The sequence below is a fragment of the Pedobacter antarcticus genome (assembly GCF_900112985.1).
GTDB lineage: Bacteria > Bacteroidota > Bacteroidia > Sphingobacteriales > Sphingobacteriaceae > Pedobacter > Pedobacter antarcticus.
Genome location: NZ_FONS01000001.1, coordinates 981,387 through 1,007,098, shown reverse-complemented (window position 1 = coordinate 1,007,098; position 25,712 = coordinate 981,387). Strand labels below are relative to the sequence as shown.

19 protein-coding genes are annotated in these 25,712 nt (G+C 40.8%); 2 read left to right on the top strand and 17 right to left on the bottom strand.

Features of this window, described 5'->3' with window-relative positions; genetic code table 11:
• Nucleotides 1–4: 4 nt before the first annotated feature.
• Nucleotides 5–661 carry a metallophosphoesterase gene (locus BM192_RS04555; RefSeq protein WP_201771350.1) on the top strand — a complete coding sequence of 219 codons (657 nt, stop codon included), beginning with the start codon at nt 5–7 and terminating at the stop codon, nt 659–661.
• Nucleotides 662–670: 9 nt separating this feature from the next.
• Here BM192_RS04555 and BM192_RS04550 read toward each other — a convergent pair whose 3' ends face one another.
• From BM192_RS04550 to BM192_RS04515, 8 genes are all read right to left on the bottom strand, one after another.
• Nucleotides 671–2,410, bottom strand: coding sequence for a CocE/NonD family hydrolase (locus tag BM192_RS04550; protein ID WP_037438343.1), 1,740 nt, complete (start codon nt 2,408–2,410; stop codon nt 671–673).
• Nucleotides 2,411–2,426: 16 nt separating this feature from the next.
• Nucleotides 2,427–3,125 carry a LytR/AlgR family response regulator transcription factor gene (locus BM192_RS04545; protein WP_051759614.1) on the bottom strand — a complete coding sequence of 233 codons (699 nt, stop codon included), beginning with the start codon at nt 3,123–3,125 and terminating at the stop codon, nt 2,427–2,429.
• Complete coding sequence (locus BM192_RS04540) at nt 3,122–4,177, bottom strand: sensor histidine kinase (protein ID WP_037438342.1); 1,056 nt, start codon at nt 4,175–4,177, stop codon at nt 3,122–3,124. The genes BM192_RS04545 and BM192_RS04540 overlap by 4 nt, the downstream gene beginning before the upstream one ends.
• A gap of 122 nt (nt 4,178–4,299) precedes the next feature.
• Nucleotides 4,300–5,325 (bottom strand): OmpA family protein, encoded by a 1,026-nt coding sequence (locus tag BM192_RS04535; protein ID WP_037438341.1) that lies wholly within the window; start codon nt 5,323–5,325, stop codon nt 4,300–4,302.
• Nucleotides 5,326–5,439: 114 nt separating this feature from the next.
• Entirely contained in the window at nt 5,440–5,841 is a 402-nt protein-coding gene (locus tag BM192_RS04530) for a c-type cytochrome (RefSeq protein WP_074963904.1), read from the bottom strand.
• A 25-nt stretch (nt 5,842–5,866) separates the two neighbouring features.
• A complete protein-coding gene (locus BM192_RS04525; RefSeq protein WP_037438340.1) occupies nt 5,867–7,048 on the bottom strand; it encodes a PQQ-dependent sugar dehydrogenase in 1,182 nt (393 codons plus the stop codon).
• Nucleotides 7,049–7,225: 177 nt separating this feature from the next.
• On the bottom strand, nt 7,226–8,659 hold the full coding sequence (locus tag BM192_RS04520; RefSeq protein ID WP_051759612.1) for an AcvB/VirJ family lysyl-phosphatidylglycerol hydrolase: 1,434 nt from the start codon (nt 8,657–8,659) through the stop codon (nt 7,226–7,228).
• Nucleotides 8,660–8,673: 14 nt separating this feature from the next.
• Nucleotides 8,674–11,256, bottom strand: coding sequence for a phosphatidylglycerol lysyltransferase domain-containing protein (locus BM192_RS04515; protein WP_037438339.1), 2,583 nt, complete (start codon nt 11,254–11,256; stop codon nt 8,674–8,676).
• Between the two features lie 177 nt (nt 11,257–11,433).
• Between BM192_RS04515 and BM192_RS04510 the strand changes: the two genes are divergently transcribed.
• Complete coding sequence (locus tag BM192_RS04510; protein ID WP_169741364.1) at nt 11,434–12,894, top strand: PAS domain-containing sensor histidine kinase; 1,461 nt, start codon at nt 11,434–11,436, stop codon at nt 12,892–12,894.
• Between the two features lie 145 nt (nt 12,895–13,039).
• On the opposite strand, the gene BM192_RS04505 is transcribed toward BM192_RS04510, so the two are convergent.
• The 9 genes from BM192_RS04505 to BM192_RS04465 all read right to left on the bottom strand — a co-directional run bounded on the left by BM192_RS04505 (nt 13,040) and on the right by BM192_RS04465 (nt 25,533).
• Nucleotides 13,040–13,753 carry an AAA family ATPase gene (locus BM192_RS04505; RefSeq protein ID WP_037438338.1) on the bottom strand — a complete coding sequence of 238 codons (714 nt, stop codon included), beginning with the start codon at nt 13,751–13,753 and terminating at the stop codon, nt 13,040–13,042.
• Entirely contained in the window at nt 13,750–14,307 is a 558-nt protein-coding gene (locus BM192_RS04500) for a GNAT family N-acetyltransferase (protein WP_037438337.1), read from the bottom strand. The genes BM192_RS04505 and BM192_RS04500 overlap by 4 nt, the downstream gene beginning before the upstream one ends.
• A 118-nt stretch (nt 14,308–14,425) precedes the next feature.
• Complete coding sequence (locus BM192_RS04495; RefSeq protein WP_051759610.1) at nt 14,426–15,616, bottom strand: acyltransferase family protein; 1,191 nt, start codon at nt 15,614–15,616, stop codon at nt 14,426–14,428.
• A 1-nt stretch (nt 15,617) separates the two neighbouring features.
• Nucleotides 15,618–16,685, bottom strand: coding sequence for a DUF6588 family protein (locus tag BM192_RS04490; RefSeq protein WP_037438336.1), 1,068 nt, complete (start codon nt 16,683–16,685; stop codon nt 15,618–15,620).
• A 228-nt stretch (nt 16,686–16,913) separates the two neighbouring features.
• Complete coding sequence (locus BM192_RS04485) at nt 16,914–17,924, bottom strand: DUF6807 domain-containing protein (RefSeq protein ID WP_212611578.1); 1,011 nt, start codon at nt 17,922–17,924, stop codon at nt 16,914–16,916.
• 3 nt (nt 17,925–17,927) lie between these two features.
• The gene (locus BM192_RS04480; protein WP_037438335.1) at nt 17,928–19,286 is read right to left on the bottom strand and encodes a Gfo/Idh/MocA family protein; all 1,359 of its coding nucleotides are present in this window, start codon (nt 19,284–19,286) and stop codon (nt 17,928–17,930) included.
• 135 nt (nt 19,287–19,421) lie between these two features.
• Nucleotides 19,422–20,519, bottom strand: a complete 1,098-nt coding sequence (locus tag BM192_RS04475; RefSeq protein ID WP_037438334.1) for a cellulase family glycosylhydrolase — start codon at nt 20,517–20,519, stop codon at nt 19,422–19,424.
• A 79-nt stretch (nt 20,520–20,598) separates the two neighbouring features.
• The gene (locus BM192_RS04470; RefSeq protein ID WP_037438333.1) at nt 20,599–22,260 is read right to left on the bottom strand and encodes a RagB/SusD family nutrient uptake outer membrane protein; all 1,662 of its coding nucleotides are present in this window, start codon (nt 22,258–22,260) and stop codon (nt 20,599–20,601) included.
• A 12-nt stretch (nt 22,261–22,272) separates the two neighbouring features.
• Entirely contained in the window at nt 22,273–25,533 is a 3,261-nt protein-coding gene (locus BM192_RS04465; protein WP_081857462.1) for a TonB-dependent receptor, read from the bottom strand.
• Nucleotides 25,534–25,712: the final 179 nt, after the last annotated feature.

The following is a 25,712-nucleotide window of genomic DNA, read 5'->3' as shown; positions in this document are numbered from 1 at the left end:
TTAAATGATGGATTATTTTGTCATAGGTGATATTCATGGCTGTTTTTATACATTTCGAGAAATGTTAAAGAACTGGAACAAGGAAAAGGATCACCTTATTTGTGTCGGCGACTTGATCGATCGTGGAAATCATAGTGCTATGGTTGTTCAGGAATGTATGCAGCTAACTGAAATTTATCAAAATGTAACGATTATAAAAGGTAATCATGAGGCTGAAATAATTGAATACTATGAAAAGGGGGCGCTTGAACACTGGATAGTACAGGGGGGAAAACAAACATTAGAAAATCTCGAACAACATCAGGTACGACTGTCTGATGTGATCCCCTGGTTTGAAGGTCTGCCGCTGAAATTTGAGCAGGATCATCTTTTTGTAAGTCATGCCGGACTTTCGAATACCTTACGGCCCTTCGAGGAAGAAAATCAAGATGGTGTCTTGTGGAACCGGAAGCCATTAAAGAATATTGGAAAAATCCAGGTTCATGGACATACACCTCTGCGGAGCTCCAGCCCGCAATATACGGCAGAATCCGAATCATGGAATATTGATACTGGTGCGGCATATGGCTACGGGTTAACGGGGTTAAAAATATCCTTTGACGGAAAGGTATCTGACGTCATTTTCATCAAAACGCTGGAAAAAGATGTGCGAATTATTTAAGTTGCCCAATTAGTTTGAAAAGCCTAATTCTATGTAACTTTGATTATGCCATTTAATCTCTAACGGAGCTCCCGCATCACTGATAGTTTCTGTACTGACTGGTTTCCCCGTACCATAGTTAATTTCTGAAAATGGATTTTTATTGATATTGAGCATGACTAGTAAACGACTCCCTTTGCTCAGCCGCTTGCTGAAAACCCTGGAACGATAAAAGGGGATATCCGTAGCTTTTCCTGGATTTAGTAACTGTCTTCTGCTCATATCTTTTGCATAACTTGCCCTTCCCAGAAAGTATGAAAGTTGAAAATATTCACCTGTGGGTGTAACTTCATATAATGATAAGCCAAAATCCATATCTTTTTTATTAATAGTTACCCGAAGGTTTCCTTTAAGCAGGCCGCTGACGCTTGTAGCAGTATCGAAAGGTTGGCTTATAAAAAACAGACCATTAGTCGTGTCCAGTTCACTCTTGATAATCGGACTGGGATAATAATCGTTATTCGACGTGATGCGGTCTGAAAGATCGACAATCTGGGTTAAATAATCGTTTTTTACAGGCTTACGATCAGAAAGTGTAAAGGCAGTACCATTTTTCAACTTATCCAGATATAATCGTCGTTTTCTAGGTCCCATCTGGTCAATAGATTTCGCATGATGCCATTTGTTTTCACCCATCACTTCAAAATTGATTTTATCCTGAATGATATCGGGTTTTTTTGTACCCTTCAATACATAATCGAGCCACTGAAATGTAATCTCTCTGGTATTGATCAATGCTACGGAGTCTACCTGGTAGCCTCTTAGTTGTGCTGTTCCTCCTTTTTGTGCGCCAAAATGATCATATGGTCCGATCAGAAGATAATGGGCTGCATGAGGGTTATACTTGTAGTGCTCGCGTAGATATTCCAAGGCGGAAACCTGTCCATCATCATAATAACCCGTAATACTCAGCACTGGGATATTAATTTTGGAGAATTCTTTTTTGTAAGGAACCATCGATTGCCAGTATTCATCGTAATCTGGATGTGACAACCATTTTTGCAACCAGGGGTTAGGAGTTCCGTCAAGGCTGTCTATCCGATTGTAAGCTACCCCGGTTTCCCACCATCGGTCTCTCATTCGGTGCCAACGCTCATTGTCGTTATTAACCAGATCATCAGTGAATTTGTTATTGGTGATATAAAATGCCCATTGATAATTTGCCGTTAGAAATACATTGTTCTCCATTGGGAGACCTAATCCTGGTATTGCAGCAACGTAAGGCACAATAGTTTTAAGTGCAGGATGCAAATATTTAGTGGCCGCCCACTGTGCAAATCCGGAATAACTACCGCCATACATTCCCACGCTTCCATTACTCCATGATTGTTGGGTAATCCAGTCAATTACTGAGTTCACATCCCGGGCTTCATGCTCGTAAGGTTCGATCTTATCTGGACTTAAACGTTTTCCACGGGTATCAGCCACTATACCAATATAACCGTAATCTGCAGCAAATTTGGCTTCTGCTAAACTTCTCTCCGTATTACTATAAATAAAAAACATCAGCGCTGCAGGAAGTTTACTAGTAAACGGTTTTTTAATTACAGTTACTGCCGATATTGTGGCACCGTCTGAAGTCTTGATTAATACTTTATCGTTAATTAAATAATTGGCCGTGTCGGGCAATTGAGGGCTGGTTTGAGCCAAGCACAGCCCGCTCACTAAAAGACAAAGCGCGGCCATGACGAAAAATCGAATATTGTTCATAGTTAGATGGGTAGGTTTATTTGTTTTGGTTATATAGCTTCTTTAGTTTAACGGCCTGCCGAATAGAGACTGGAAAGTGTTGCCCAGATTTAAGTTCTACTGAAAGGCTGTTTTCCTCCTGTTTAATGGATTCAATATAATTCAGGTTGACAAGCTGTGCCCTGGCGATTCTAAAAAATGTAGAGTTATCAAGTTTTTCTTCCAGCTGGTTTAAAGAACTCTTGAAAAGTATATTCTTATAACCAAAGTAAATGCGGACGTAATTATCGAGGGATTCCACGAGATGTACTTCAGACCATTTAATTAGATGATATTGCCCTTTATCTTTAACAAAAAGGTGATCATTTCCAGCTTCTTTAAATCTGCTCTTAATTTCCGAAACTGCCTTTTTTAACCTTTCTTCACGCAAGGGTTTCATCAGGTAATCAATGGCACTTACATCAAACGCCTTCAAGGCAAAAGTCTCATAAGCGGTAATAAAGACAATCAGAGGAGTTACAGAGAGTGATTCCAATAAATCAAACCCAGATCGCACCGGCATTTGAATATCCAGAAAAATAACGTCGGGTCTGAGATCCGAAATCATTCGCTCTGCCTGGTCTGCATTTGCGGCTTCTCCGATTATATTAATTTCGTGGAATTCGTTGAGCATCAACCTGAGTTCATCTCTGGCAAGGCGTTCATCATCGATTATCAATGCTCGGATTTTCTTCATGGCAAAGGGATTCTTATCACAGAATAAATCAAATCGTCGTTCTTCTTAAACAGCTTAAAAGTTGCTTGACCGTGATAGGCTAGCCGCAATCTTTCTTTTAGATTTTTAAGACCAATTCCGATATGATCCGGATCTTCATTTATTATACCCGGATTAGTTACCATGATCTCCAGAAATCCGGTTTCACGGCTTATGTTTATGGCTATATGTCCACCGTCCTTCAGCTTCGATACCCCATGCTTTAACGCATTTTCCGCCAAAGTCTGGATGGATAAACCAAGTACAGGGAAGTTATTCAGGCTTTGGTCAGCGTGCACGCTAAATGTAAGTCTTTCTTCCATTCGCATCTTTTCTAACTCGAGATAGTCTTTTGCAAGCTCGAGTTCTTCTGCTAATGTATGGGTCAGAGAAGCCTGGCGATACAGACTACTTCGTAACAATTCGCTTAATAAATCTATTCCTCTTCTCGCCAGTTTTGTGTCAGTGCTAATCAGAGATTTTATAGTATTCAGTGAGTTAAAGAGAAAATGTGGATTGAGCTGATCCGAAAGCTTGTCAAGCTGTGCTTCCCTATATCGTAGTTGTAAAGAAGCATTTTCTTTAACCAGTCTAATCTCCCGGCGGGAATACTGGTAAAGATGGTAGGCAAGCATCCAAATAGCCATAAGTCTAAATCCAGCCATCAAGATACCAGGTAAGTTTTGTCTGATAAATTCCAGGATTTCGACGTTGGTTCCTTGTGCGAATACTAACCTGATGAGATATATTTTTGTCACTGTTACTCCAGTGTAAGCGATGGCCATAATAGGTAGGGCCAGTAACAAGCGTTTAAATAATAGATTAAGAGGCGAATTCTGCCAATTATTATTCCTTGCAAAAGTCCGGTAAAGATGAGTGATTAAAATATACAGTGCTATATCAGCGAGAAAATGGAGCAGGCCAGCCGACCAGCTAAATCCATCTCCGGAAGAACCTTGCACAAACCAGTACAATGATGCTCCAGACCAGCCTATAAGCTGACATTTCCAGTAAAAGGATACACTGTTCTTCATTTTTTTATGTTACTCAACAAATCAACGAAAACATATCCAAACAGAAAAGATAAAGTACAGGAACGCATTAAAACAGGGGATGGGCGATTAGTTGTCAATTAAGCGGAAGTAGGGGGGATATTTTAACTGATCTTAACCAGCTCTACACGTCTGTTTTTAGCTTTATTTTCCTCTGAATCGTTCGGAGAGATAGGTTTGTCAGCACCGTATCCGGCCGCCTTTAAACGCGATGGGTTTATAGCTCCTTTTTCAATCAGGTATTTCATTACAGATTGTGCTCGCTCTTTTGACAGTTCGACATTCCTGTTAGCCAACCCAGTATTATCGGTATATCCTTCAATTGAAATTTTCAGTCCCGTATTTTCGTTCAGCAGGTTAGCAATTTCATCTGCAACCTGTTTGCCCTCCGGCTTCAATGTGGCTTTATCAGTGTCAAAATTGATGTATAGCACTGCTTTTCCGGTTTTGTCTATTTCGGAACCAATTTCTGTAGCAGTATATTTTTTTATGGTCCCTTCAAACGCTTCTAGTTCCATTATGAAAATGGTACCCTGCGCGGAATTGGACTGTACGTTAATAATATAGTTTTTCCCCTGATTTCTAAAGGCATAAACAGTTACAGGCTGGTCATCTGATGTTCCTGTCGTACGATTAACTCCACTGTACATGTTTTCCTTCAGTTTTTCCCGCACACTCTCTTCTTTTGACAGGGGGCCGCTATATAAAATTTTCGCACCTATTTTATCCAGATATCCATATACATTTTTATCGAAATAACGATCGTTATAACCGGGTTTCATTTCCATTACGATTACACCTAATTTTCCCTCAGTTTTGATTAACTGATCATTGCCTAGATAATTCTCTAGCTTCTCATATTCAAAATGTTCGGTCAATCCATTTTTCTCAGTCTCAATTTTCAGGCCTTTAGGTGCTGTGATAAACGGATATGAACCGATATCTTTAAGATCAGGGATAGTATTCCAGTCGATTGCACCCACCGCATTATGATTTGCAGCTACAGTGTCAACTGGATTGTCCTGTGCGGTAAGTACTGAATCAGTATTGCCGGAACCGGATTGCTGCTTGTTTGAATTGCAGGCAAATAAAAATAAGCTGATAGCGAACAGTAAAACTGTTTTTTTCATGAGGCAGAGGTTTTAATTTCAAGTGAATATAATTAAAACTGTATCTCCTTTTCAGCAAAATTACATAAGTGTTCTAATAAAAAACTTAGGTCTGGTTGCAAGAGTTAGTAGAGGCTATTTTTTAATAGCCTCTACCATTTTTTCTGTGACAATTTTTTTATTGGAATTGCCCCAGGAATTTTGAATGTAATTGATTACATCTGCAATCTCGTCATTACTTAATCCCGGATTTGGCATCATTGTATTATATTCTACACCATTAACCGTTATTTTACCATTTAGGCCATACTTAACAGCATGAATTGCTTTCTCCGGCATTTTTATTAGATAATCAGCTTTGGCCAGCGGAGGAAAAGCTCCGGGAACACCCTCGCCTTTGCCCATATGGCAGGTAATGCAGGATTCCTTGTAGATTATTTTCCCTCTATCCATGCTTTTAGTCAATGGATCTTCCTGCCCGGAGATATAGGAGGAAGTGAACAGAACACCACAAAATAATATTGAAAATAGTTTCACAGATTAATGGATTTAAATTTTGTGCTTATGCTTTTGGGCTGATTTTTAAAATACTGCCGGAATCTTCTACTACTACATAGATATTTCCATCCGGACCCTGGCGTACATCTCGTACTCTACCTATTTTTTCAAAAATGATTTCTTTTTTTACGACTTTATTGTCTTTAATAACCAGGTGTTGTAAGTAATTGAACTTCAGAGATCCAACGAGTAAATCGCCTTTCCAGTCCTTAAATTTTTCACTGGTTATGAAGGCCATTCCACAGGGTGCAATAGATGGCTTCCAATAAAGCACGGGTTGCTCCAATCCTGTTTTTGCGGTATCTTTTGAAATGATGCTGTTATCGTAGTCAATTCCATAGGTGATCAACGGCCAGCCATAGTTTTTACCTTTTTCAACAATATTCAGTTCATCACCACCTTGTGGACCATGTTCGTGTTCCCAGATCACACCTGTCGTAGGATTAATAACTAAACCCTGAGGATTACGATGTCCGTAGCTCCAAATTTCAGGTTTTGCACCTTCAGTTTTTACAAATGGATTATCGGCAGGTACTTTCCCATCTTCGTGAAGACGTATAATTTTGCCTTGGTCTTTGCTCAGATCCTGTGCCTTTTCCATTTGGCCGCGCTCTCCCAGGGAAAGAAAAACATAACCTTTATTGTCAAATATAATTCTTCCACCAAAGTGTGGGTTAGACTTTACATTTGGTAAAGCCTTAAAGAGGATTTGTACGTCAGTAAGAGCGTGATCTTTAAGTTTAGCACGTAACATTGCAGTATTTGCGCCACCGTCGTCTCCCGGTTCACCAGCAGCTTTTGGTGAAGAGTAACTGATGTATATCCATCCATTTTTTGCGTAGTCGGGATGGAGGACAACATCAAGTAAGCCCCCTTGTCCTTTATACAAAAGCTTCGGAAGACCAGTGATTTCTTTAGGATCTATTTTGCCATCTTTTACCAGGCGAAGTTTTCCGGTTCGTTCTGTTACAAGTAATCTGCCGTCTGGTAAAAATGCTGTTGCCCAAGGCATATCCAGACCTGTGACAACCGTCTCTACTTTAAGATCCGATTCTTTCAGGCTTTTTTTGATCACTGGATTTTCCGTCGCCTCGCGATAGCTCATTAGTAGCGGGGTGGAAGCAATTAATAAACCCCCTAATGCAGCAGTCATGATATTCTTTAATACAGGCTTGTTCTTTCTCATTATTGATTGGTTTTGGTGGGTTTAAATTAGTTAAATTAATTTAAAGGGGTTATCTGATTAATTTTAAATCGTTTAAATGCCTGGTGATTAGCGCTGTTTCTTCCTCGTTAGGTTCGAGATCTGCAGCAGCCGCATTTTCGAATGTGTATACTGAATTCCGAGCGTCTGCAAGGGTAATCAGGGCAGAAAAGTAGATGCAATGGTCTCAAAACTATTTTCGTAATGATGCCCGCCTTTAAGGAATATAACTTTAGCTCTTTGTTTTGATATTTCTTCGGCCGGAAGATCACTTTCGTCTTTTCCGAAAAAACATACTGGGCGTATGTCAGCAATCTTGTCGATTTCTGCCGGAACGGAAAACCCTTTTGGAGCTGATCCAATATTAAACAGGTCAGTTACATGAACCTCAAAATCAGTATCTTTTGATGGCGACAGCAGTCCAAGTCCGATTATGTTTCGTTTCAGTTTTTCCGGAAGGCGATTATATACAAATGGCATAACATCTGCACCAAAGGAATATCCAACAAGAATAACTTTTTCTTTTTTCCATTCAGCAGAATAAGTTTCGATTATTCTAATTATGTCAGCGGTAGTTTCTTCGGGACTTTTACGCTGCCAGAAATACTTCAGCGAATTTAGTCCGGCAACCGGTGCTCCTTTTGCTGCAAAAGCCGTCGCCATTTGTTGATCAAAACCCGTCCATCCTCCATCTCCGGAGATGAATACAACCATCGAATTACTATTTTTATCTTTTGCAGCCTTTGTGAAATGGAGGGGCAGATTTAGATTTTTAGCAGCGCCTTCGTACATGTTTTCTTCGTTTTGTTTAAGCAGACTATCATATACAGACTTAAGTTGAGGAAGCCAGTTCTTTTCGACACCATAACCATGCCCAACCTTTGGCAGAGATATAACCTTTGCGTTCGGTACTTTTTTAAGAAAAGCTACAGTTTTTGCATAGTTACAGACCTGATCTGCTTCTCCCTGCAAAGATATAAAGGGTGTCGAGAGGTTTGCCACAGGACCTATATCATAACCCCGGCCGTTTTTAAGTTTCGCCAACGTGAATTTTCCTGAACCGGTACATAATGGCCTGTCTATCTGAAAATCAGGGCAGAACCCTAATGCAAGGCCAGCTCGGAATGTGTTTTGTGGTGCTTGTGCTACTAACCCGTAAACCAGTGTGGCTCCGGATGAGTAACCAAGCAGAATAGGAATGTTATAAGTTTGATAGCCTAGTTTCTTTTGTATAAACTGACTCATACGTTCGAAGTCAGCAGCTGGATACAAACACGATTGCCTACTCGTTTTCATATACTTTAATACCTGACGAATATCTACACCTATGAGTAATGTGTTTTCTGTTTTGAGATGAAGAGCGATCCCTTCGATGCCTGAATTCCAGCCACCATCGCCGGAAATACAAATGAGTACATGATCAGGTGTTTTCGCGGGTTTAAATAGTTTGAGATAACCGAAACCCGAACACGCTATGGAATCCTTTTCCAGTGCTGAAATCATTGCGGCCTTTGTGCTTCCGAATAGCATTAAAAATACTGCGCATATCAGCATTCGATTAACCCAGATAATTCTTTCATTTGGCATTTTCATAGGTAGCTACATTTTCAGGGTTTCATTACCGTATTAAGTGCAACAGGTAATCTGAGCAGGTCATAATGATTATCATATACTAAAAATTCATCCTCCCACTCCGGTGAGAACTTCTCTTTGAAATCTCTCAAACCATGGTAGTGACGGAAAGAGCGTAATTTTTCGTAACTGAATTTAATTGTCCTTTCCGGAAGATCCCTGCCTTTAATAATACCAGACATCGGAGCCATTCCAAGGTTTAGTTTTGTATATCCTTTTTCTTTTGCATAAGCGATCAGTTCTACAATAAGTACATCCATATTTCCGCCGGGCGCATCATCTGTCTTTCGAATCAAATCGTAAGTGAGTTCTCCGGGGACGTAATCGGGAATAATATTTAGGAAGGCAACGATTTTCTCATCTTCATTTTCCAATGCCAGGACCGTTTGTTTACCAATTTCATCCGCATCAAAAATCCCCTGTGAAAAAACCATTTCAGCCCTTTCAAGACTGCTTAGCCAATTATTGCTTACCTGTTCTAATTTTTGAATGGTGCCGGCTTTGATTGGTGCGTCGTATATTTTAAGCTTATATCCTTTTTTGAGAACACTGCTCATGGCATTTCTTAAAGACTTCCGGTTTCCACCTTCCATCGTGAATCCTGGCAGGTCAACTATTGCTTCCTGCCCGATAATAATATTTTTTTTATTCAACAAGTCAAAAACTTCAAGACCTTTACGATCTATTCTATAATAAGCAGGCTTCAGACCGTTGCGCAGACAGAATTCTTCATACTCCAGAATAATACGTCTGGAAGTTTGGATATCTGGTGCACAAACCGGTGTTCCGAGTGCTATAGCAAAGTCGCCGCCTATCCTATAGGAAATAAAGCCGTCCCTGTCTTCTGCGAAGAAAAATAATTTATCGCGGTAAGTTTTGAAGTAATCCACAGCTGAGTTTCCATGTTTTTGTAATAATTCTTCTGCGCGTAAAAACTCATCCTCCTCCGCCTTGTCTTCAAATAAATATGGTTTAATGGAGCCATAAAACACGAGTAATATCGAACTGGCTCCCAGTACTCTGATCGAATATAAAAACAGATGTGCGAAATGCGTACGGGGTTCTAGTCCTCCCGTGTTGAGAAAAATGAAATTGTCAAACGTGCTGCTTACAGACTGAGTCAGGCTGAAATCGATTCCAAAATGCTTCTGGTCCAGAAAATAGAAGCCGACTATCCCGTAAACAGTAACTGCAGTAAATATCCACAACGAAACACCGAGACTGAAATTTTGAAGATTTCGGTTCGCAAGGACGTAATACTGTTTGCGGGTTAGCCATAGGGAAAATAAAACAGCAAATGCAAGCGTTGCTTCTTCATAATCAAGTCCTTTGGTAAGATTACCCGCGATAGCAAGCGTGCAGAGTATAACTGCAATATTCCAGGCACTGCGCATTCCTCTCAAAAGAAATGCAGAAGTAATCAGCTGAAGAATGCCGATAAGCAATACAAGACCATTAGACAAGCGTAGCGCCTCTACCGGAAGGAAATCTGAAAGCAACTGGATACGAGTGCCCAATGCCGGCGTAAGTACTGATATAATGTCTACAATACCCAGAGTGAACAAGAGCATTGCCGGGAAGATCCTGAGAAAAAGATTGCCCTTGTTCAGAATAAAACTCATGGCTCCTGCCAGCATAGGTAGCCAGAATTCGAACAAACGATAAAGAAATGTTACAGCAGCGGCCTGTGTTGCACTGAACCCGTAACTCTGAAGAACCAAAACCAGACTCAGTTCAACAGCCCCTAAACCTTTTAGAAATGGAGAAATAACAAGGAAAAGTGTAGCGATAACATAGCCGACTACTGCGGCATCAAAATGACCTTCCAGTCCTAATGCATACATCGCAATGAGCAAATGTGCAATTCCAAGGAATTCAATTGCCAGAGAAATAAGGATAGTCGAAATCAGGCTGGAAATGGAGAAGTCACTGTCAGCAATTTCATCCAGAATCAGTTCGGTATCAGGTTTAAAGGCAAGAATTTTTTTATATAGCCAACCTTTCTTATAGAGAGAGATTGTTCCTGTAGTCAAAAGAATGATAGTCAGAGTTAATACGCCAAACGCAATTAGTTCGCCAAACATGTGCTGACGGGTAAATAACAGGTAGATTATTACTGGAATAGTAACCAAAAATACGGTGAATATCCCTATCAGTCCGTAGATGTAGGATGCCAGATTAATCTTTGTCTGACTTATTCCTTTGTTTTCGATCTCTTTAGAAAAAAAAGCCAGGGATGTTACGCCACCTCCGGGTAGAAAGACACTTACAAAGTTTCGCTTAAGAAACAGTCGAAGGCCATCGGTCCAAAGGATTTTTGAGCCGATGGTTTTAAAGCTGTAACTGTACATCAGGGCATGCGATAGGGCATAGAGAACGGTAACAATTAAGCCCGTCAACAGGATCCATTGGTTCGACGACCGCAGTACGCCACCAAGAGATCGAAGTTCGTGCCCCTCGTGTCTGAAAAAGTATATTGCAAAAAGAATGAAGAGAAAGCCAAGTATTTCCTTTGCGTAGTAATTTTTTGATCTTAGATAGTGACGGTTAAACTTCATACGATAGATGAGTTACTTATAACGCTATGTAATAATAATAAATTTTCTTCTTGTTGTGGTAGGAAAATAAAGGGGAATTTTTGCGAAAAAAATGCCGCTTATGTGGGCGGATATATACTTGGCTATTCGTTAACAATTTAAGTATATTGGCTGGGCGTTTGAAATATGCATGCTTTTATGGATGAGTTCAAAGAATTAAATTACGAACATAATGCACTGCGGCTTGCCGAAGAACGAAATGCGATGTTTGCAGCAATCGTGGATTCCTCAGATGATGCAATTATAAGTAAAGACTTGCAAGGAGTAGTAACGAGCTGGAATCCTGCGGCAAAACGTATATTCGGTTATACTGCAGAAGAAATGATCGGGCAGCCGATTCTGAAAATAATCCCCGCAGACAGGCTGGGAGAGGAGATAGACATTCTTACCCGTTTACGCCGGGGCGATCGTGTTGAACATTTTGAAACGCGCCGGATGGCAAAAAGTGGTCGCCTGCTGGATATCTCCTTGACAATATCACCTATCCGCGACTACTTTGGTGGTATTATTGGTATTTCTAAGATTGCCAGAGACATTACACTTCTCAAGCAGGCAGAAGAAAAAAGTGCCGTCCTTGCAGCTATCGTCGATTCTACTGACGATGCAGTTATTAGTAAAGATCTTCAGGGAATTATAACGAGCTGGAATATCTCAGCAGAAAGAATCTTTGGATTTACTGCGCAGGAAATTATCGGTGAGTCTATTTTAAAATTGATTCCTGAGGACAGAAAAGAAGAAGAATATTCGATACTGGCCCAATTGAAAGCTGGAAGGCGTGTAGATCATATTGAGACCAAGAGACTAACAAAGGATGGACGATTGGTTGACGTCTCTCTGACCATTTCTCCTGTTAAAGATACAAAGGGAAACATCATCGGAATTTCTAAAATAGCGCGGGATATTACCGAGAAAAAACTGGAAGAACAGCGTAAAAATGATTTCATAGCTATTGTCAGCCATGAATTAAAAACGCCATTAACTTCCGTTCGTTCCTATGTGCAGCTTGCCCTTTTAAAGGCCAGGCAGCGAGGGGATCTTTATACTGAAAAGGTGTTGTCCCGTGCAGAAAATCAGACAGTTAAAATGACCAGTTTGATCCATGATTTTCTCGATTTGTCCAGATTGGATGAGGGTAAAATGGCCTTAAATTTATCTAGATTTTCGCTTCCGTTATTGATGAATGAGATCGTAGATGAGGCCGTAACCCTGGCGCCCCTGCATCAGATATCTTATCAGCTTTGTGAAGAAGTACATATCCTGGCTGACAGGGAAAAGATCAGCCAGGTTATGACAAACTTACTTAGCAATGCGGTTAAATATTCTCCAGCCGGGACAACCGTTACGGTGAGCTGCCTGCGGGTTGGAAACGCTATGCAAATTTCTTTTGCAGATCAGGGAATAGGGGTGTCTCCTGCGGACCAGAAGAGACTTTTTGAACGCTTTTACAGGGTGAACAATGAACAGATGAAAAACGTATCGGGTTTTGGGATCGGGCTTTATCTGGTTACCGAGATTTTAAGGATGCATGGAAGCGTAATTGAGTTGCAGAGCCAGCCAGGACAAGGGTCAGTTTTTTCATTTTCATTGCCTGTTCAGTAACGCTGACAATCAGAATTCAATCTGCTTAATTAAAAATTCTTGTACAGATACACTATATACCGATCTTGCGTTAAAGGGGGGAATGTTTCTGAAGCATAGATAATCCAAGCTGCATTCCGGTCTTGTAACAGGCTGCAATTCCGGTTTAACATTTATTTTTTAATTCTAAGTTTGTAATTAGTGCAGCTTTTACCTGGGTGAAAGCATCGTCTTTGGCTTCTGCATAGGATACATCATATTTTCTTTGGATAATCTGCATGTGCTCAGGAAACCTTTCCAAAAGTTTATCGTAATAAATATCCAGAACAGACCGCGTAGGCATCTCGAAGCCAATGGTTAATTGAAAACGTCTGAGCAATGCTATATCAATGATTGCTAAGTGATTGGTTGCGCCGATTAATAAAGACCTTTCCGGAAAATAATCTATTAGTTGAATCAATGTATTAACTAGTCTTCTCATTTCCCCGACATCTTTATCCTGATGATCACGTGCTTTGCCTATCTGATCAAATTCATCCAGAAATAACACGGCCTTTTCACGTGCAGCTTTGTCGAAAACCTGTTTGATGTTCTGTGAAGTTTCGCCGATTCGTGAGCAGATCACATTACTCAGGTTGAGGATCAGCAAAGGTTTCCCTAAAGCATTGGCGATTGCTTTGGCTGTCGTTGTTTTACCGCAGCCTGAGCTGCCATGCAGCAATAATTTGTTATTTACTGGAAGACCGTATTGGTGTAGCTCTTCTATATAAGAATACTCCTTAATGAGCAGTTCCACACTTTTTCTATTTTCTCTGTTCAGGAAGATATCGTCCAGCTTTGTCTGCTCTTTATCAAAAATAATCAGATCGAAAATATTCATTCGTTTTTATACTTTGAATTGTTCCTATTATTCCATTCTTCGCTCTCAATTGCATATACAAAGTTTAATTTAGGTGATTCTCCAAAATATGTTACTTCCTGTTCAGTAACTTTCTGGGCTCCTAAACGACCAATAGCTATTTGCGAGCGGATGTTGCTGGCACCGATATGAAAGGATACTTTTGATACAAATTGGAAAAGGTAATCCAGCATCATTTTTTTTACTGATGAATTGATACCTTTTCCCCAGTACCGGGTAGCATAAAAAGTGTAACCAATCAATATGCTGTTATCTGTTTCGTCGTAATCGTAAATTCTGGTACTTCCCGCGACATCTCCGGTAGCTTTATCTATGATTAAAAAAGCGCCCTTACTCTGAATTGCTCCGGTAAAAAAGTTTTGAAATACGTCTTCTTTCCAGCGGTCTTTATTAGGGTGTTGCTCCCATATTTTTGGATCTGAAGCTACATTATATAAAACCTTGAAATCCTGTTCCAGCAAAGGTTGCAGCATAAAGGTTTCATTTTCTAAAAAAGGTTGAATATTGAATTCCATGGCTAATTCTAATTTCTTTCTGATGGTATCAAAATTAGGTTAAAATTGAAATACGTATGTAGTCCAATTATAATATAATAAGTAGTCCAATTACCGTCAGGCTATTCGATAAATAATTTTATTTGCCCCAAATTCTATTTATAAATTTCCTGCTGGGGCGCTCCACCCATTGATAGGTAACGTATGAAATAAGCACAAGCAGGATTAAATATATGATGCAATACAGCATTCCACTGGAGAAATCAATATTCTGTTTACCTCTTCCTATGCCAATAGTTCCCGGCAAATATATACCATGCGAAAATGGCTCCTGAAGAAAAATCTGCATCAGGTAAATAGAATAGGAAATATTTCCCAGGAACTGTAGAATTTTCCCGCTGCAGATTTTAGCTATTCTGCCACTATTTGCTGTAAAACTGAGTACCAGAACTGCAAATAGAGAAACAGTGATTCCATCATTTAGAGAAAAGTGCATCGATATAATAATCCCAAGAATTATAAACACAGAAATCAGATCTGAGGAGAACGCTTTTCTGATGGCTTGCAGTTCATAAGCAAGGTAGATGAGAATGCCAGTGGTAAATCCGGCTATCCCGCGGATATATCCATAGTCAAACGTTGTATTTAGATTATGTGGGACTGGTATTGCGGGGTTTATTGGGTTTTTTCGTGGAAGTACATACATAATAGAATAGTAGGCAGCTAAAACCAGAACTGCAAACAGGATAATCGAAACAGCCTTTTTCTTATTAATGCAGATTGCAATTACTGGAAATAGGAGGTATGCTGCCCACTCCGCGCTAATACTCCAGGAGGGGATATTCCACGAGTATATCTTTGTGAATCCAAAAGAGTGGAGTAACAATATGTTTGGCAAAATATCAGATGGCTGTTCCAGAAGAATAGGTGGATTACCCCAATCAGTAAGCCAGCGTACGATTACTACCAGTAACAGGAGCGAAAAAAGGTGAAGTGGGTAGATCCTTGCAAACCGGGCGACCAGAAAGTTCTTCAATGTACTTGCCTGTATTTTGTCTTGAAACTGATCGCTATATACATGTAGCATGATGAAGCCGCTCATGATGAAAAAGAGATCTACCATCAGGTAGCATTTTTCAAAGAACATTGTTTGATCGGCGGGAACGAAGCGTGCAGCAGCCATTTCGAAATGGAACACAGCCACTAATAATGCAGCAATGCCACGTAAGGCCGTTAATGAGGAAAGGTACGCTACTTTTTGAGTTGTATTTTGAATTGATTCGGTGTTTACAACCTTTGTTACCCCGGCAGATTGAGAAGTTTGGTTCATATTATAGTCCGACTCCTATGCCAGCGTTTACAAGTCTGTAGTTACCTTCAATTCCATAAGAAGCATATAATCTGATGATGGGAAATCTAAGCTCAAAACCCATGTCCGCACGAAAACCGTCGACGTATGTTTTTTCAATTTTAACCGGATCTGTATACGTTGTGTATAAAATTTGGTCGGACGTTACATTTGTTGCGATAGGATAATTACCTTTTATACCAACTTCCGCCTTGGAAGTGTTATAACCCAAGGCTACATAAGGAGTGAAAAATGAAATCTTTTTAGAGAAAATTGCCTGAAACAAATAATTGTCGAATTGGCCGTATATCTTCTGGTTACTAAAGTCTGTTGATTGCTCTTTATCGGCAGGAACTGCAAAACCCTCAGGCTGCAAATTTAGACGTTTTTCGTATTTAAGACTGTTATAACTGAAAGCTACAGCGAAGTCAAAAGGCACAGATAGCCCCGCAACTGCGAAATCTTGCGCAATGTTATGTTTAATACCAAAACCAATTAGTGAGATAGATCCAAAATCCTTGTTTATTTTCACTTTCGGCATTGCCCGAACGGTAAAATCGGTATTTTGAATAAGACCAACAGTGGCCTGTATCTGGGGTGTAGGCACTATGTCCTCAAATATCCCCCTCGGTAAATGGAACGAAGTAATCTTCTTCCCGTTATCATCGTAAATATTCATTTCCGGACCACTTACATTTCTATTGCCGCTGAAAGTGGGGGAGATTACTTTACCAGGAACTGCAGGACCGATATTACTTGATAGACCGATCTTGCTTACGTTGAAAGATTTGTCAGACGCTGGTACCACTACACCAGTAGCCGTAACACGAACATCAACATGAAAAAGATCAAGTGTTTTTGCACTGTTGGTCCAGCCGCTATTCATTCCCAGACCGAAACCCTTTAACAACGGCTTGCCGTAGGCTTCAACTAATTTAGTGGCATCGGCGGGGCCAGCTTTTAATAACTGTTCGAAGCCATTTTGTGCCTTTAAAACACCAGGAGAGAACAAGAGTAATCCAGCAATAATAAGTAAGCGTCCTTTTTTCATTTTGATTTTGCTATAATTTGGTTTCTGTGCCCAGAATCCTTCACAATCAGTTCGATCTCCTGTGATTTTTGTTCAGAAAGCGTTTTCCTAGTGATAGCATTAGGTTAATAACTGCTAAAATACCAGTTTGTTGTATACAGATTTTAATTTTATTTAAACAAACATAACAAAATGCCAGATGATGAGGTAGAGAAATCAATTCATCTGGCACTAAGTCGGTAACAACGTCTATTTTTTGGCAAAACTTCCGGCAAGTTCGTTAAGTTGAGCTGCGCTTATAGTTTGTCTGCCATTGTTAATAACAATCCGATATCGGAAAGTTACCGACTCTCCCTTTTTAAGATGGAGGTTCTTCTCGGATTTACCGTTGGTGAAGATCTTTTCGCCAAGAGGATTAGCAGCAAACAAACCATATCCCCGGGCATGCCAGAAAGTTGGGTAATTGATGTTTTTAGGGTGGTCTATGATACTGATGCTTACCGAATCAGCACCCATCTTACCAAAAACTTTGCACCAGACCGCTCTGGAACTCCAGGCATCGTTTCCTGTTTTGCCGGCGCTGGTTACATAATTTCCAGTCGCTAAACGGTCCTTGTCAAGTAGCTTCGCATCTTCGGCATCAGGTATCTGAAGTTCATGGGCCAGGCGTATTCCGAGCATTCCATCTTTAGCGTCATTAAAAGCGGCATCTTTATTTGCTTTTAAAGTCGTAAAACGGTCAATTATACGCTGATCGCCATCACCGCTAAATTCATATCGGGTTGTCTCTTCCAGTATAATATCTTTTTGTTCGTTAGTCCAGTTCGCGTGGTAAGTTAGTACACCCGTATCGCCACTTTTTGTCTCCAGAATACGATCAGTTCGTATCCAGCCATACAGCTTCTTTTTATCTGCAGGGATAGCGTAGGAATTATTCCAGAAATCCAGACCGTTCACACTCTCAAAGTTAAACCAAACTCCGAGATGATGCGGATGATCGGTTGGGTCGCCCGCTCTTGACTCCAACGGGAAACTGCGCGTAACGACAGTTCCGCTGGCTGCGCGCAGCGGATATAGCACCGGTTTTTCCAGTGAATCCGGATATAGGAAGCTTGTAAAAGGCCTTCCCCCGATGGAAATATCCACTTTATTTTCATTCGCCGATTTCAGCACTTTAACCTGCAGATTCTTTTGGGCAAATAGAATGGGAGCCAAGGTCATAAGCGGTATAAAAAAGCTCAAAATTTTAAATCTGATCATCATTTAGTATTTAAATATTTTGCCATTTGCTATAACTTCCTGTCTTTTTTCGTCAAATGTTGCTTTATAGCCAGTGTGTACTGCGGCAGTAGTCATAATATTCGCTATAGAGTGACTATATCCAGCTTCCACTGGTGCATTTGGTTCTTTACGGCTGCGTACACATTCCATCCAGTTACGTATATGATTTGACGTCATAATGTCACCACCGGTGTTAGCAGAAGCAATTACTTTCTCTGTACTCTTAAGGCTAATTTCCGGGAGCAGGTTTGGCTGCATATTCATCGCAGCAGCCATGTTCTTTGTTAAGCCTCCTTGAGGAGAAACTTTGTTGGTGTTCAAGTTTAATTCGCCCCCATTTGAATAATAGATCTCTGCGGGATTCTCATCTCCATTATGCATCCGAGAACTGAAAGTAACCTGAAAACCATTTGAAAGATCATCAAGCGGGCCGTAATCAAAAGCAGCCAAAATGGTATCCCAGTTTCTGCGGCCGTCTTTCCATTGGTAAATACCGCCATTGGCCACCACACTACGTGGATGCTTAAGTCCTGTAAACCAGTGTACAGTATCAATCTGATGACTCATCCATTGGCCCGGGAGCCCAGAAGAATACGGCCAGAACAAACGGTACTCTAAATATTTTCTGGGATCAAAAGCTTCGTAAGGCCGGTTCATGATAAATCGTTTCCAATCGGTGTCAGCCTCTTTTATTTGTCCTATTAGTTCGGGTCTGCGCCAGCGTCCCGGCTGATTAACATTCCATGATAATTCAACCATAGTAATGGGGCCAAATTTCCCTGAGCGGATGAAATCATTAGCAGCATGGTAATTGGCACCGCTTCTGCGCTGTGAGCCAATCTGAACAATTTTTCCGGATTCTCTGACAGCCTTAAGTGCGGCACGGTTTTCTTCCATGGTCTCGGCAAATGGCTTTTCAACATAGGCATCACACCCTGCTTTTACAGCTTCAATTGTATGATTGGCATGCTGGAAATCTGCAGTGCTGATAAATACCGCATCAATTGTATTGCTATTATATAATTCCTCATTGTTCCGGTAAGCTTTTACATCATTCTGCATTTGCTTTTTCCAGACTGCAGCACCTTCCTCCCTGCGGTTTTTCCAGATATCTGACACACCGACAACTTCAAAATTAAGTTCTTTATAGTGGCTCATGAAACTTGGAATATGTGAACTTTTGTGCCTGTCAGAAAAGCCCACGACACCAACCCTTACGCGGTCATTAGCTCCAATAATACGTTTATAACTCTTGGCATTACTCCAACTGGTTTTAGGAAGCAATACACTGGCGCTAGCCAATGCAACTTGCCTGATAAAAGTACGGCGTGATTTTTCCATGCTGTTTAAAAATGTTTTGGTTTAGGTTATTTCGAGATTGTTTTTTAGGGGCTATTTCAAATATCGAAGAAATTATACAAAAAGCAATATTATTTTTCTACGATTAAATATAGCAAAGGATAGCGCGATTTTACATTAGTTCTCTTCTGATACTCCAGTTAAGTTTTTGATTACCTCGACCTCATCCTTTTTATATGGAGTACCATCTTTGCGGAAAATTTCGTGGAACCAAAGTTCTGGTTCTTTACCTGCAGGGGTCGGCTTGTCCCAGGTATATTTTGTATTTGTTTTTCCATCAACAAGTCCCCAGTTATAAGCGCTGATATTTTCATTTTTCAAAAGAGGCATAATTGTGCTGAATAAGCTGTTTCTGGATCTGGCCATGTATTCTGTACAAACCAGCGGACGCTTAGACACACTTCTAAGCGTATCTATCGCCTGCTGATGTTCTTTTACACCATCATAGTTATGGTAAGTGATCACATCAGAATTTTTAAGCTGATAGTCGGTCAGTTCTTTCAGCTTGAAATCCCAAACGCCCGCAGAAAGTGGCTGAGTGGGGTTAACAGTGCGCGCCCATTCAAATACTTTCTTCAATAATGGTAAACTTTCATTGCCATTTTTAGAATTTCCAGGCTCGTTATAAAGATCCCAGAGTACAATACGCTTGTCGTCTTTAAACGTAGTTAAAATGTCCTTGACATAAGCTTCCAATACTTTTTCAAGTTTAGGATCCTGTTGATAAAGTGGTCCAGGATCTCTTACCCAACCAGAATTATGTACTCCGGGCTTGGGGGCTGGCTGGCGCCCTATGGTATAGGTAGGATTCCAGCAATCGTCGAAAAACACAAACAAGGTAGAGATATGGTGTTTTTCTGCTATGTCAAGGTAAGTAGACACTCTTTTCTTGAATCCTTCCTTGTCTTGTTGCCAGGCAGCATGGTGCAGATATACGCGCATAGAATTCATCCCGATTGCTTCTGCCCAACCGAGTTCTTTGCTGATTGTTTCAGGGTCGAAAGTTTCTTTTTGCCACATTTCTAACTGGTTGATGGCAGTACTTGGGGTGAAATTACTTCCCCTTAGCCAGCCCCATTTTTTTTGCCATTCCTGTGCCTGTGCTACCGACCATATTGCTCGTGGAGAAGGGCCCGGCTTTTCTTGCTGTTGGGCGAAGGACTTAGATACCAGCGGCAGTAAAATCAGGACTAAGTAGATCTTTAAATTTTTCATAATATTTGTTTTTAAGATGAAGCTATTACCTCCTGTGTTTTGTCAGCACAGCCGGCACATACCGCTCCAATAGTATGCATTAATAACCAGGATTTTGAGTAAGTACCGCTGTATTGTTTCTTTCTATCTCATCTGCAGGAATAGGCCATAAGTTATATTTTGGTAACGCATCACTGTAATACGGATTGTGTTTTTTTACACGGTCATACCATAGGCCTAAACGCATCAATGTTAGTCTGCGTTTTTCCTCGACACCCAATTCGCGCATACGCTCATCCAGAATATAGTCAATATTTACATTGGCGGCGCTTACATCAGAAGCATTGGAGCGACTACGTACAGCGTTTATATCTGCAGCAGCAAGGGCGTTCTGGTTAAGTCCCATATAAGCTTCTGCTCTGATCAGATAGGTTTCTGCCAGTCTGAACATATATTGGTCCAGATAAGTGCCACCCGCAGTCGCTTTCAGCAGACCATTCGCAGGATTTGCAATTAGGTTTAAAGGGTGTCCGCCTGGTGTAGTAGATTTGGCCTGAAAGGCATAAAATGGCCTTGAAGGCGTCGTAATTCCCGATGGTGGATTGGCAGTAGATATAATTGTGTTATAAAGTGGAGAAGCCGGATTGGTAGCCTTAAAGTCCCTGACAAAGTTAATATTGGCATTTCGAATATCATTGTTAAAGTCACTTTGCCAGATCACATTACTAAAGTAATCAGTCGAAATGGCCCAGCCTATTCCACGACCACCGGTAAGGTCACTTACAGGATGTAGAAAAGGGTTAGGGATTTTAGTGATCTGGGCCAAATAAGGTGCGTGATGTCTCTCCAGGAGATAATTACCAGCTTGCCCGGTTGATACAGCTGAGCCCCCTGGAACATCTGTTTCCAATTGAATTACCCAAAGACCTTCCATATTCCCAGATTTGCGGTTTTGGTTACCTGGTTGAAAAAGATCCCAGTATACATTACCTGTAGCCACAGTCGATTTTGTGCCAAACCGGTTCCGCATTAAACTTACAGGTTCTTTACCGATTACCGAGGTGGCGGCATCCACCGCATTTTGGTACTCACCAGCAGCAAGGTAAACTTCAGCTAGCAAATGGGCAGCTGCTGCGGAGTTAATTTCGCCATCCAGAACGGCATTAATAGGGGCCAGGTTAGCCACGGCATATTTCAGGTCTTCAATACACTGCGCATATACCTCTTCTTTAGTGGCACGGACATAATCTGTCTTTGGCACGCTGATTTCTTCTAATGCCAAAGGCACCCCACCATACAGGTAAGCCAGGCTACGATATGAAAATGCCCTGAAAAAAGATGCTTTTGCAGTCGCTAGTTTCTTTTGTTCCTCTGTCATTTCCGAAGTAGATATGCGGTTGATTATAACATTGGCTTCAGAAATGATCTTATAAAATGCAGACCAATGCGTAAGGGGAATGTTACGGCCCCCACTTGGCACATAGGCTGCAGCCATATTGGTATGCCTTGCCGGGTCAGGCTGCCCATCATAGACAATGTCACAGCCATATAAATAGTCAAAAGGATAGTTTTCATCCCTGGTGTAAAATTCGGTGCGTGTTACCCTGTACATGTCGTTAATAGCGATCGTAAAATCTGCATTCGTTATATAGGCGTTGGATGAGCTTAAAAAGTCTTTGGGTGTTTCATCCAGATAACCCTTCTTGCAGGAAAACACCGAAATGGAAATAAACAGGGCAGTTATTATAGTTATTTTTTTCATGTTCAATACGATTTAGAAGGTTAAATTAAGTCCAAATGAGTAGCCCACCAGCAGTGGACGACCATCTATATTCAGGCCGCCCTCGCTTATTTCCGGATCCCAACCCTTCCATTTGGTTAAGGTCACGAGGTTCTTTCCGCTGGCAAATACACTTAGGTTTTGAATTTCCATTTTCTTGGTGAAACTGTTCGCTATCTTATAGGACAGCGTGACATCCTGCAGGCGGATAAAACTGCGGTTGCGAAATACGGAAGGATTGATTGTTGGGGCTTTCTGGAACATAGGATACTCTCCGTCAGGGTTACCTGGACTCCAGAAATCTACTGCACTCAGGTAGTTCCATCTAATGTTATTGTCACTAAGCATCCAAGACTGGCTATTGTTGCCCAGGTATCCTTTATGACCACCCTGAATCGAATTGATAAATATGCTTAAGCTGAAGTTTTTGTATTGAAAACTGTTTAGGACACTAAACCGGTAAGCCGGGTCTTCGGAGCCGAGTATCGATCTGTCAGCTGTATTTACAACACCATCACCATTTAGGTCTATCACCCGGTAATTACCCGTGTTATAGCCGACGGGCGCTGTTTCTCCAATTTGATAAATGCCATTGGTCCGGTAATCAAATACAGCGTTGATCGGTTGGCCAATGAATAACTTACTAGCGACTAAGTCACCAGTGCCAAGCAGCTTCATGACCTTGTTTACATTTCTCGAAAATGAAAAAGTTGTATTCCATTTAAAAGATCTGCCATCAATATTTTTAGAACTCAGACTAAGTTCAAAACCTTTATTGGCAATCTCTCCAATGTTTGTATTTATTTTGCTGTAACCAGTAATATTCGGAATATCCACACTATATAGAAGATCTCTGGTTTTTCTACTGTAGTAATCAAAACTCCCAGTTAGACGGCTTTGGAACAGGGTGAAATCCAGTCCTGTATTCAGTTCATAGGTGCGCTCCCATTTGAGATCTGGATTACCCAGTATATCTATATACTGACCATATTGGGTGGTTCCGCCGTCTCCAAAAACATAGGCAGGTTGAGTTGATACTTTGCTTAGTGAACTGTAACGGCTAGTTTGATTTCCACTTACGCCGTAACCTACTCTCAGTTTACCAAAATTAAGCCATGGAAGATTTTTTAAAAAAGATTCCTCTGTGAATACCCAACCTGCAGAGGCCGAAGGGAAAATTCCGTATTTACTATTTTTTGCAAAGCCCGAGAATCCATCGCGTCTCAGGGTGGCGGTCACTAAATATTTACCGTCAAAAGCATAGTTTATCCTCGCCATCTGGTAGTTTAATGATTCTGACCATGCGTTTGAAGTTGTAAATCTGTTAGTGCCCTGTTGCAAATTATGATAGCCTAAAGTAAGCCTGGTGAATCCGTTTGCTTTTGCCTCGGTGGATTCATTTTGACGTTCGATAGCTCCATACACCAGCGTTGCGTTTATGGAATGTTTATTGAAAGTGCGGGAGTAGGTGAGAATATTATCCAGCATATAATCATAATACTGTTGGTTCTGTTTGTAGGCCTCACCTGTAAGACCGGCGCCATATTTACTGGCAAAATAATGGTTATCGGTGCGGGCATTATTACCGAAGTTGAACCTGTAGTTTAAACCTTTAATGAAAGGAATATTAGCGTCGGCATAAATATTGGCGAAATAATAATTATGGCGCTCATAGTCATCTACATCATAGGTAAGGAAGGGATTGGATGAATTGTTTCCTTCATAAGGGTTTGGTTTCAGTGTGCCGTCGGCATTATACGGAGAGTTCAAAGGTGATGTCCGTCTCAGGTCGGTAAGTCCCGGCTCGGCACCATCCTGGTTCACGAATGAACCAAATGTCTGTAATCCTATTTTTAACCAGGATGTCGGTTGTGTCTCAATATTTGCACGCAAACTTTTACGTTTAAACAGATCATTGATAATATATCCTTTCTGATTGGTATACCCTCCGGAGATCAGATAACTAACTTTCTCTCCTCCACCGGAGATACTCAATTGATTGTCTTGGATAAAACCTTTTTGACTACCAGCCTTATTCCAGTTAAAATCAGTGTCTACAATCTTGCCGTTAACATCGCGCTGGGAAATATCTACTTTATTAGCCAGATTAAAATCGGGGTTGGGTTGCGTATATCCGGGGGCAAGAAAGGCTTCTGTATAATACATTTTCCGAACCTTTTCAAGTGTTTCTTCCCTGTTCAGTGGTCTCAGGTTACCTGAAGGATTTTGGGTGGTATAAGATGAAGAGAAGGAGATCCGTGGTTTTGTGTTATTTTTACCTTTTCTACTACTGACCAGGATTACGCCATTCGCTGCCTGTGCACCATATACAGCAGTTGAGGATGCATCCTTCAATACGTCAATTGATTCTATATCATCCGGATTAATTGATTCCAGTGAATTATTATATTGTATACCATCAAGAATGATGAGTACATTTCTATTACCATTTATCGTATTCTGACCTCTGATTGTTATTTGTGGTGTTGAGCCTGCTTTGGTTACCGGGCCTACGTTCAGGCCGGGCACTGTGCCCTGAAGATTTTGTGCAATATTTGTATTCGGGGCATCCCTGAAAGGTTCGAGATTCGCACTGGTGACTGCTCCGGTTACAGTTGTTCTTTTTTGCTTTCCGTAACCCACCACCACAACTTCGCTTAGATTGCTTTGATTGAGAGTCAAGACTACATTAATGATTTTTGACTGGGCGACGGCTCTTTCTTCCTGCTTATAACCGATATATGAAAATACAAGTATTGCCTGTTCGTTGGGGACAGTAATTTTATAGATCCCGTTTGAATCGGTTACTACACTGGAACCTGCATCCCTCATCTTCACAGTTACGCCTGGCAAAGGATCTCCGGTCTTTTCGTCTACCACTTTACCGGTAATGGCAATATCGGCCATGATATTACTCTGTATACTCTTTACGGACTGCTTTTTTGAAATGATAATTACGTCATCAGCGGCCTCATATTCCAGATTTAACGGTGCTAAAAGCTGATCGAGCAGTTCCGATAGGGGACGTAATTGGCTAAAGGCATTCACCTTCATTTTAGCGTCCACTACACGCGGGCTGTAAACGAAATTGACGCTGTAGTCCTTCTCCAGTTGCTTTAGAAGCCGGTCAAGGTAAATGGATGGCTCATTAATAGTGATTTTCGTTTTCAGAACTGCTTGCGCCTTGGTGTCTTTTGCAAGCGTAGTGCCAAATACTAAAAACAAAATAGTTAACTGTAAAAATGTTATTCTCATAATTTTTACGAGTAGATCTTTATATTTCATATTTTTGAATGGGTTATAGTGATTATCAACTCAACAAAAAGCCCCGGCACAGCCTGAAAAGGCTGCGTCATCTAATGGCTGGAATCATTTAGAGGGGCTTGCATTAAAAACCGGTAGTACTTCGAATACTATCGGTTTTTTTATGAATT